The sequence below is a fragment of the Nonomuraea sp. NPDC050786 genome (assembly GCF_040654115.1).
Taxonomy (GTDB): Bacteria; Actinomycetota; Actinomycetes; order Streptosporangiales; family Streptosporangiaceae; genus Nonomuraea.
The window spans coordinates 179,853-189,477 of sequence record NZ_JBFAHJ010000025.1 but is presented as its reverse complement, the minus strand read 5'-3'; the positions used below and the strand labels follow the sequence as shown (position 1 = coordinate 189,477).

Annotated in this window: 11 protein-coding genes; 3 read left to right on the top strand and 8 right to left on the bottom strand. The window is 71.5% G+C overall.

Features of this window, described 5'->3' with window-relative positions; all coding sequences use genetic code 11:
- On the bottom strand, positions 1-692 hold a 692-nt coding region (locus AB0H84_RS36675), incomplete at its 3' end, for a transposase (RefSeq protein WP_357614931.1).
- A gap of 158 nt (positions 693-850) precedes the next feature.
- Between AB0H84_RS36675 and AB0H84_RS36670 the strand changes: the two genes are divergently transcribed.
- Positions 851-1,573, top strand: a complete 723-nt coding sequence (locus AB0H84_RS36670) for a sirohydrochlorin chelatase (protein WP_357614928.1) — start codon at positions 851-853, stop codon at positions 1,571-1,573.
- Between the two features lie 192 nt (positions 1,574-1,765).
- Here AB0H84_RS36670 and mshC read toward each other — a convergent pair whose 3' ends face one another.
- The 5 genes from mshC to AB0H84_RS36645 are packed head-to-tail and all read right to left on the bottom strand — an operon-like array spanning position 1,766 to position 5,689.
- A complete protein-coding gene (gene mshC, locus AB0H84_RS36665) occupies positions 1,766-2,989 on the bottom strand; it encodes a cysteine--1-D-myo-inosityl 2-amino-2-deoxy-alpha-D-glucopyranoside ligase (RefSeq protein WP_357614925.1) in 1,224 nt (407 codons plus the stop codon).
- Positions 2,990-2,999: 10 nt separating this feature from the next.
- Positions 3,000-3,647: an NRDE family protein gene (locus AB0H84_RS36660; RefSeq protein ID WP_357614922.1), complete on the bottom strand. Its 648-nt coding sequence runs from the start codon at positions 3,645-3,647 to the stop codon at positions 3,000-3,002.
- 33 nt (positions 3,648-3,680) lie between these two features.
- Positions 3,681-4,448, bottom strand: coding sequence for an SCO1664 family protein (locus tag AB0H84_RS36655; protein WP_357614919.1), 768 nt, complete (start codon positions 4,446-4,448; stop codon positions 3,681-3,683).
- Positions 4,445-4,993, bottom strand: a complete 549-nt coding sequence (locus AB0H84_RS36650) for a DUF3090 domain-containing protein (RefSeq protein ID WP_357614917.1) — start codon at positions 4,991-4,993, stop codon at positions 4,445-4,447. The genes AB0H84_RS36655 and AB0H84_RS36650 overlap by 4 nt, the downstream gene beginning before the upstream one ends.
- 9 nt (positions 4,994-5,002) lie before the next feature.
- Positions 5,003-5,689, bottom strand: a complete 687-nt coding sequence (locus tag AB0H84_RS36645) for an MSMEG_4193 family putative phosphomutase (protein WP_357614915.1) — start codon at positions 5,687-5,689, stop codon at positions 5,003-5,005.
- A 153-nt stretch (positions 5,690-5,842) separates the two neighbouring features.
- Between AB0H84_RS36645 and AB0H84_RS36640 the strand changes: the two genes are divergently transcribed.
- Both AB0H84_RS36640 and AB0H84_RS36635 read left to right on the top strand, forming a co-directional pair.
- Complete coding sequence (locus AB0H84_RS36640) at positions 5,843-6,790, top strand: aldo/keto reductase (RefSeq protein ID WP_357614912.1); 948 nt, start codon at positions 5,843-5,845, stop codon at positions 6,788-6,790.
- A gap of 136 nt (positions 6,791-6,926) precedes the next feature.
- Positions 6,927-7,733: a hypothetical protein gene (locus AB0H84_RS36635; RefSeq protein ID WP_357614909.1), complete on the top strand. Its 807-nt coding sequence runs from the start codon at positions 6,927-6,929 to the stop codon at positions 7,731-7,733.
- Between the two features lie 385 nt (positions 7,734-8,118).
- Here AB0H84_RS36635 and fabI read toward each other — a convergent pair whose 3' ends face one another.
- Entirely contained in the window at positions 8,119-8,883 is a 765-nt protein-coding gene (gene fabI, locus AB0H84_RS36630; protein WP_357614907.1) for an enoyl-ACP reductase FabI, read from the bottom strand.
- A 1-nt stretch (position 8,884) separates the two neighbouring features.
- The gene (gene fabG, locus AB0H84_RS36625; RefSeq protein WP_357614903.1) at positions 8,885-9,580 is read right to left on the bottom strand and encodes a 3-oxoacyl-ACP reductase FabG; all 696 of its coding nucleotides are present in this window, start codon (positions 9,578-9,580) and stop codon (positions 8,885-8,887) included.
- Between the last annotated feature and the right edge of the window lie 45 nt (positions 9,581-9,625).

Genomic DNA, 9,625 nt, shown 5'->3' with positions numbered 1-9,625 from the left:
TGGGCCTTCTTGCCGTATTCGGGGTGCGGCAGGTCATGGTCGTCGCTGGTGGTGGTCGCGGTCTGGGTCACGCCCCAGTCGATGCCGATCACCCGTCCCGTCTCCGGCAGCGGCTGCACCTGGGCGGGGACGACGAACGAGCAGTACCAGTGGCCGAGGCTGTCGCGGTACACCCGCACCGACGACGGCTCGCCGAGCAGATCGCGCGACCACACCACGGTCAGCACGATCCCGCCCGCCAGATGCAGGCGACCGCCCTTGATGCCGAAGCCGCGCCGGGTGTAGTTCAGGCTCGGGTGGGCCAGGTCCTTGTTCTTGAAGCGCGGCATCCCGGCCCGCTGCCGGACCGGCAGGCGTTCGGCGATGTCCTTGAGGGCTTTGGCGCGGGATCTGCCGAAGTCCCGGATGATCTGCTGCTGGGGGACGCTGGAGCCCGCACACAGCCACGGCGTGATCTGGCGGGCCTCGGTCAGCATCTTGTCGAGCTGGGCCGGGCCGCACGTCCGCTTGTCGCCCGGGTGGACCCGGTTGTGCAGGTGCACCTGCTGGGACTTGGCGACGCACTCGTTCCAGATCCACCGGCACCGGTCCCACTCGGCCAGCAGGGCGGCGCGGGCGGTGGACGACACCCGAAGCCGGTAGGAGTACCGGACATGCCCGGCACCCGTGCCTGCCTGCGGTGGTGTCGTCACGATCAGTCAATCTATCGGAGAGGTACGACAAAATTGAGCGTTCATCGCAGGGTTGAAGCCGGATCATCTGGGCGGCGATCCGGCTGTCCCTGTCCCGCTTCGCAGCAGGCCCGGATTCCTCACAGCCCAAAAGGACTGGGCTTCCTCCGGAGGTTTCGATGATCCCTGCGCTTGTCCTGGCCGCGCACGGCACGCGCAGCGCGGCCGGGGAACAGACCCTGTCGGCCCTGGCGGAGACCGTCAGAAAGGCACGTCCCGGGCAGCGCGTCGAGCTGAGCTACCGGGAGATCAGCTCGCCCCTGCTCTCCGACGTGCTGCCGGCGGTCCGGGGCCCGGTGGTCGTGGTGCCGCTGCTGCTGGCGGGCGGCTACCACGCCCACATCGACCTGCCCGAGGTCATCGCCGAGTGCCGTCCCGACGCCGTGATGGCCGGCTGGCTGGGGCCGCACCGGCTGCTGACCTCGGCGCTGGCGCGCAAGCTGGCGCGGGCCGGCCTGCGCTCCACGGACGCCGTGATCCTGGGCGCCGCCGGCTCCTCCGACCCGTCCGCGCTCGCCGACGTCCGCGCCGCCGCCCATTTGCTGGCCGTACGCCTCGCGCGCCCGGTCACGGCGGCCTTCGCCTCGGCCGGGTCGCCGTCGCTCGAGGAGGCCATGGAACGGCTCGGGTCCACCCCCGCCGCCCGCGTGGCCATCGCCTCGTACGTCCTCGCGCCCGGATTCTTTTACGACCGGCTGGCGGCGGCGGGGGCGGGGCTGGTGAGCGACCCGCTGGGGGCGGACCCGGACGTGGCGGCGCTGATCTGGCAGCGCTACGACACCGCCCTCGGGCACCGCCCGTCTTTGACGGACGCTCCGGGCCTGCACCAGGCGTCACTTTAACGGCCTGTCCCGGCTGGGCGCTTTCTCGGGCTCCCAGCCAGGCGTCCCTTTTAGGGTGCCGACCGGGCGCGGCCGCGGTCCCACCCTGCGCGTTGCGCCGCACTCCGCCGCAGAACATCCCGCCGACCCCGCGCCGGTGGTTGCGGGCTAGGGACAGTCGTGCGCCGTCGCAAGCCGCCCCCGTCGGCGCCGTCAGAGTGCGACGCCCAGGAGGGCGTCGGCCAGGTCGCGGACCAGGCGGGGGGCGTCGGGGTCGGGGCCGCCGGTGGTGAGGGCCTCGGCCGCCCAGGCGTCGATGGCGGCCACGGCTCCCGGGGAGTCGAGGTCGTCGGCCATCCGGGCGCGCACCGTGGCCAGCAGGTCGTCCGCGCGCGGGCCCGAGGACAGCGCGACCGCGGAGCGCCACGTCGCCAGCCGGCGTTCGGCCTCGGCCATCTGCGACGGGACGTACTCCCAGTCCGCGCGGTAGTGCCGGCCCAGCAGCACGAGCCGGACCGCCATCGGGTCGTGCGCCTGCCGCAGCTTCGACACGAACACGAGGTTGCCCTTGGACTTGGACATCTTGTCGCCGTCGAGCGCCACCATGCCCGCGTGCGTGTAGAACTTGGCGAACGGCCACTCGCCCGTGAGCGCGTGGCCCTCGGAGGCGCCGCACTCGTGGTGCGGGAAGATCAGGTCGGAGCCGCCGCCCGCCACGTCGAAGCCCGCGCCCAGGCTGTCGAGGGCGATCGCGGTGCACTCGATGTGCCAGCCGGGACGGCCCCGGCCCAGGCGGGACTCCCAGGCCGGCTCGCCGGGCCGCTCGGCCCGCCACAGCAGCCAGTCGAGGGGATCACGCTTGCCGGGCCTGCCGGGGTCGCCGCCGCGCTCGGCGAACAGGTCCGTCATCTCGGCCTCGTCGTAGCCGGACACCTGGCCGAACTTGGGGGCGTCGGCCACGCTGAAGTAGACGTCGCCGTCGAGGACGTACGTGACGCCCTTGGCGGACAGCTTGGCGATCAGGTCGGCGACGCGGCCGACGACCTCGGTGACGCCGACGTACTCGCGGGGCGGCAGGATCCGCAGCGCCTCCATGTCGCCGCGGAACAGCTCGATCTCCCGCTCGGCCAGGTCGCGCCAGTCGACACCGGTCTGCGCGGCCCGCTCCAGCAGCGGGTCGTCCACGTCGGTGGCGTTCTGCGTGTAGTGGACCTCGTGGCCCGCGTCACGCCACATCCGGCCGACGAGATCGAAGGCGTGGTACGTGTTGGCGTGGCCGAGATGGGTGGCGTCGTAAGGGGTGATGCCGCAGACGTAGATCCTGGCGGTCGGCCCTGGATCGGTCTGCCTCACCTGCCTGGCCGACGTGTCGTAGAGACTCAGCGGAATGCTCTCACCTGGGAGCTTTGGAACGTTCTGGGCAGCCCACGATCTCATGTGTTTGAGCCTATCCGTCCCGATCAGCGGTCAGGTCGGCGAAGTCGTACGTCACCGCGTCCGGCGCGAGTGTGACCTCCATCACCGACAGGGAGGCGAAGATCCGGCCGTCGGGCAGCTCGTGCCGGACGATGAGCGCGGCCGGGTCGGCGGACGGCTCCGCCTTGATCAGCTCGCCCCACGGCTCGCTCTCGAATCGGGGCAGGTACGCGGCCACCCGCACGTCCGCCGGGTCGAGCCCCGTGTTCACGACCATGCTGGTGCCCTCGGGCAGGTCGGTGGTGGTCAGCCGGTCGCCGTCCCAGCTGAACAGGCGGACGCGGGCCGGCTCGGCGAGCACCAGGTGGAAGGGGTCGTAGCGGGTGAGGTCGCCGCCGGGCGCCGCTCCGGTGTACGCCGCCCGCAGCGCCAGGTCTCCCCGGGAGATCCGGGTGGTCTCCCGGGCCGCCTTGCCGCGCCCGTTGAGCAGCGCGGCGGCGCGGCGGGCCGAGGGGTTGACGGCCAGCCAGGTGCCGCCGGCCTTGAGGTCGCGCCCGCCGATCACCCCCGGGTATTCCGGCCAGTGCTCCCCCGGACCCTCCCATGGGCGATCGGCGTACTCGTCCCTCACGCCCATGAGGGCCAGCGGCTGCCCGGTTCTCACGATCAGCGTGCACATGGCGCAAAGAGTAATAAACGGGCGATGATCGCTTTAGATCGGGGGCCAGGGGATGGCGGGCCATCCCTCCGACGGGTACGGGTGGACCCCCGTGTCGAGCAGCCGCCTGACCCGCTGCCAGGTGGCCTCGACCTCCGCCAGCGTCAGCAGCTCGCGCAGCCTGCGCCCGAGCGAGCCCGACTCGATGTCGCGCTCGAGCTTGGCCAGCACGGCCACCGCCTCGCGGGCCAGGGGCTTGCCGCGCCATTGCCAGAGCACGGTACGGAGCTTGTCCTCCACGGAGAAGCAGACCCCGTGATCGACCCCGTAGACGTGCCCTGTGGGCAGGGGCAGCAGGTGCCCGCCCTTGCGGTCGGCGTTGTTGACCACCGCGTCGAACACCGCCATCCGGCGCACCAGCGGGTTGCGGCTCTTGACCAGCCGCGTGAGGTCGATCTCCCGCTCGGTGTCGATCCAGAGCTGGACCATGCCCGGGCCGAAGGGGCCGTCTCGGTAGACGGTGGGCGGCACGATGTTCCAGCCGGTGGCCTGCGACACCTCGAACGCGGCCACCTCGCGGGCGGCGAGGGTGCCGTCGGGGAAGTCCCACAGCGGGCGCTCGCCGCGTACCGGCTTGTAGACGCAGGCGGCCGTGCGGGAGCCCAGCTTGACCGAGCAGTACAGCGTCATGTTGGTGGCCTCGACCAGCCGGCCGGCCACCTCCAGGCGGCCGTCGCGCAGCAACGCGAGGGCCTCATCGTCTTGTATGGACGGCGGTTGTCGGGACGGCTTGATGGCCGGTTCGCTCTCAGGAGCGGTCATGAAGCCGCCTCACCCCCGCGGTATCCGTTGAGACGCACGCACACGTGCCCGGTGGCGTCGAGCGGCTGTCCGCACAGAGGGCAGGGCGGCCGGCCGGCCGCGACGATCTGCAGGGCCCGCTGGGTGAAGGCGCGAGCGGCTCCCGCGCTGATGCGCACGCGCAGAACCGCTGGGTCGGGGCCGTCGACGTCGTCCTCGTCGACGACCTCCTGCGCCTCTATCACCACCTGCGCCCGCTCCGCGTCCCAGGCCAGCGCCATCGTGCCCACGCGGAAGTCCTCCGCGACCGGGGTCTCGAGAGGCGCGTCGTCGGTCAGGTCGGCCGGGGCCAGCGCGGGGACCTGCGCGGAGCCCCCGCTGAGCCGCAGCACCTCGTCGAGCAGCTCGTCGAGCCTGCCCGCGAGCGCGGCGACCTGCAGTTTCTCCAGCGCCACCGTGGTCAGTCTGCCCTCGGCCCTGGCCTGCAGAAAAAAGGCCCGCGCGCCCGGCTGCCCCAGGGCACCGGCGACGAACCTCTCTGGTGGGTCGTAGTCGAAGACCGGCATACGCTGACCTTACGTGGTTCCGGGTCCACCGCCGACGGCGGCATCGCTCCCGGTGATGTTTTCTCCCCCGTCTTTCTCCTCCGAATCCTCGGGGAGCCTCAATTCCCCCATATCGTTAAGCCTGAGAACAAAGGGTCGCAAGGGGGCATAGCGAATGACGGTGAGGGCCGCCGGATCAGCTGTTATCCGCTGAAACTGATCGAGATGGAGGCCCAGAGCGTCCGCGACGATCGACTTGATCACGTCGCCGTGGCTGCAAACCAGGTAGACACCCTTCTCACCGAGACGTTGATTCCACTCCCTGATCGCCGAGACCGCCCGATGTTGCATACCGGCCAGCGACTCCCCTTCCGGGAATGTCGCCGCGCTGGGGTGCGCCTGCACCACCTGCCACAGCGGCTCCTTGGCGAGCTCCTTGAGCGGCCGCCCGGTCCACTCGCCGTACCCGCACTCGATGAAGCGGTCGTCGGTCCGCACCTCCATCTCACGCCCGCCGGCGACGGCCTGGGCCGTCTCCTGGCAGCGTTCGAGCGGGCTGGAGACGATGGCGTCGAGCCTGACGCCCGCGAGGCGGGCGGCGAGCGCCGCGGCCTGCGCCCGGCCGGCCTCGCTCAGATGCACGCCCGGCGTTCGGCCGGCCAGCACCGGGCCGGTGAGGTCCGTCAGCCCGTGTCGGGCCAGAAGCAGGGTGGTCACCCGGTAAGTGTGGCAGGCGTCGATCACAACTTTTCACCCGCCTTGACGGCAAACGGGTAACCCGCGAGCCGGGAGCCGCCCCCGCGCTGACCACGAACGACAGTGGAGCGGGAGCCTGATGAGCAGGTCTGTTGTTGGTACCCTGGCGGGATCATGGAGCAGCGCTATGTCGGCCGCAGCGGCCTGTCGGTGTCCCGGCTGGGGCTCGGCACGATGACCTGGGGGCGTGACACCGACGCGGACGAGGCGTCCGCGCAGCTCCGCACGTTCCTGGAGGCCGGCGGCAACCTCGTGGACACGGCCGACGTCTACACCGGCGGCGACTCCGAGCGGCTGCTGGGGCGGATGCTGCGCGACTCCGTGCCGCGTTCGGAGCTGGTGATCTCCACCAAGGCCGTGGTGACGCCGGCCGGGCGCAGGCCGCGCGACGCCTCCAGGCGCCACCTGATCGCCGCGGTCGACGAGTCGCTCAACCGGCTCGGCGTCGACTACGTCGACCTGTGGCAGCTGCACACGTACGACGCCGAGGTCCCGCTGGAGGAGACCCTGGCCGCGCTCGACGCGATCGTCTCCTCGGGGCGGGCCGTCTACGCGGGCGTGTGCGACTACACCGGCTGGCAGCTGGCCGCGGCCGCGGTCACCCAGACGTCCGTCCCCGGCCGCATCCCGATCATCTCGGCGCAGACCGAATACTCCCTGCTGGCCCGGGAGCCCGAGCGCGAGCTGCTGCCCGCCGCCGCCCACCTGGGCGTGGGCGTGCTGGCCTGGTCACCGCTGGGGCGCGGGGTGCTCACCGGGAAGTACCGCACCGGCATCCCCGCCGACTCCCGGGCCGCGACACCGCACTTCGCCGACTTCGTCCGGCCTTACCTGGACGAGCGCAGCCGCAGCGTCGTGGAGTCGGTCGTGACCGCCGCCGACGGGCTCGGCGTGTCGCCGCTGGCGGTCGCCCTGTCCTGGGTGCGCGACCAGCCGGGGATCACCTCGGCCATCGTCGGAGCACGCACGCACGCGCAGCTCACCGGGGCCTTGACGGCCGAGGACGTGGTGCTGCCCATAGAGATCCGAGAGGCCCTCGATGACGTTTCGTCACTCGACTGACCCCTCGCCCCCGAAACGAGAGGCTCCCTCGCGTATCACTACTCGATACCGAATCGCAACTTTACCCGGCAAACGCCTGCGTCCCATGCGCGATGTCCATAAAGATTTCCCCTGTAAGCGACGCAGGAGGGGATGGATGGGGAGCAGGACCGCGATCTCGGCTGGAGTTCTCGCGGTGGCGCTGGTGACCGTCCCCGTGGCGGCGCCTGCCGCGTCGGCCGCTCCCCAGGACTGCACGCGAGACGGTGGCCTGCTCTCCGGGGTGACCAACACGCTGTGCGACGTGGTCAACGGCATCACCGGCACGGTCGACGACGTGACGGGCGGGACGACCGACAAGGTGACGGACGGCGTCGACAAGACCACCAACGAGGTGCTCGGCCGCGTCGGGGAGGCGGTGCCCACCACCAAGACGACACCCACCCCCAAGTCCTCGCACAACACGCCCACCCCCTCCACCACGGGGCTGGACGAGACACTGGGCGGCGTGTGCCTGCCGGTGCTGGCCTGCCAGGACCGGAGCGGGGTGGAGAAGGTGTCGCCCTCGCCCACCCCCGGCCGCACGTCACGGCCCCGGGAGTGGGGGGTGGAGTCCGTGCCCACGACCGCGCCGACGCCCCCGGAGGAGCGGCCGCAGCTCACGGACACGGGTCGGCCGGTCTCCGAGGAGAAGACGGTCGTCGACACGGACGAGCCCCGGGTGGATCTGCTGTGGCCCAATCCGTTCGCTCATGAGCTGACGGTCCCGATGCAGGACCAGCGGGTGGTACGGCCCAGCCCGCCGGCCTCGGACGTACTGGGGACGGCACTGACGATCGCGCTGCTGGCGTCGGCGGTGCTGGCCACGCGGATCGTCCAGCAACGCCGGCACCGGGCGGAGCCGTCGGAGTCGATCCCCTTCGAACCGGCCGGCGCCGGCAACGGCCGCCACCGCGTGGCCTGACACCCGGCCGACACCGGCAACGAGCGTCACCACCTGGCCCGACACCCGGCCGACACCGGCAACGACCGTCACCCACCTGGCCCGACACCCGGCCCACGCCGGACGCGATCGCCTGCCGCCCCGGCGAGTCCCGCCCCTCTCCACGGCGCGGCCATCTACGGCGCAGGCCCATCTGATGCGCGTTTACCGAGCGGCGCATTTGTCCCGCGTCAATCGTGCCGCGCACTGGTCGCGTGTCGCCGCGCTGAGCGTCGTAGGCATTGCGCCGAGTCCCGCACCGCCCTACCGGCCCGCCGCACCACGCCCTACCGCCCCGGCGCGCCGATGCGCCCCCGGTGCCGTGTCCAGTGGCATCGGGGGCGCATCACCGTCAAGGCGGGGGTGGTCAGGCGCCGATGGCGTGGACGCCGCCGTCCACGTGGACGATCTCGCCGGTCGTGGCCGGGAACCAGTCGGACATGAGGGCCACGCAGGCCTTGGCCGCCGGACCCGTGTCCGCGAGGTCCCAGCCCAGCGGGGCCTTCTCCGGCCAGCTGTCCTCGAACTCCTTGAAACCGGGGATCGACTTGGCCGCCATCGTGCGCAGCGGGCCGGCCGCCACCAGGTTGACGCGGATGTTCTGCTTGCCCAGGTCACGGGCGAGGTAGCGGCTGCACGACTCCAGGCCGGCCTTGGCCACGCCCATCCAGTCGTAGACCGGCCACGCCTTCGTGGCGTCGAAGTCGAGGCCGACGACCGCCCCGCCCTCCTTCATCAGCGGCAGGCAGGCCACCGCGAGGGATTTGAACGAGTAGGTCGACACGTGCAGGGCCGTGGCGACGTCGTCCCACGTGGTGTTGAGGAAGTTGCCGCCGAGTGCCGTCTGCGGGGCGAAGCCGATCGAGTGGACCACCCCGTCGAGGCCGTCCACGTGCTCGCCCACCCGGGCCGCGAGCGTGTCGAGGTGCTCGGTGTTCTGGACGTCGAGCTCCAGCACCGGCGCCGGGCTGGGCAGGCGCTTGGCGATGCGCTCCACCAGGCTGAGCCGGCCGAACCCGGTGAGCACCACGGTGGCGCCCTCCTCCTGCGCCAGCTTGGCCACCGCGAACGCGATCGAGGAGTCGGTGAGCACGCCGGTCACGAGGATCCGCTTGCCTTCGAGAATTCCCACGTCAGTGCCCCATTCCGAGTCCGCCGTCGACCGGGATCACGGCCCCGGTGATGTAGGAGGCGTCGTCGCCGGCCAGGAAGCGTACGACGCGTGCCACCTCCCCGGGCACGGCCTGCCGCCCGAGGGGGATCTGGGAGACGATCGCCTCGTGGTCGAGGTCGGCCGTCATGTCGGTCTTGACGAAGCCGGGTGCGACCACGTTGACCGTGATGTTGCGCGAGCCGTACTCGCGGGCCAGGGAGCGGGCGAAGCCGACGAGCCCGGCCTTGGAGGCGGCGTAGTTGGCCTGTCCGGCCTGGCCGGACAGGCCGACCACGGAGGAGATGAGGATGATCCGGCCGCGCTTGAGCTTCATCATCGGGCGGATGGCCCGCTTGGCGACGCGGTACGCGCCCGTCAGGTTGGCGTCGATGACGTCGGTGAAGGTGTCTTCCTTCATCATCGCCAGCAGCGTGTCCTTGGTGATCCCCGCGTTGGAGACGAGGACCTCGACGGGGCCCTGCTCCGCCTCGACCTTGTCGAACGCGGCCTCGACGTCGGCCATGCTGGTGACGTCGCAGCGCACGCCGAACAGGCCCTCGGGCGGCTCCCCCGATCGGTAGGTGACCGCGACGGCATCGCCGGCCGCGGCGAGTTCACGGGCGATCGCGAGGCCTATGCCGCGATTGCCCCCGGTGACGAGTACAGAGCGTGCCATGGCATCAGACGCTATCTCCTACCGGCGGGTATCCGGTTGTCCGGG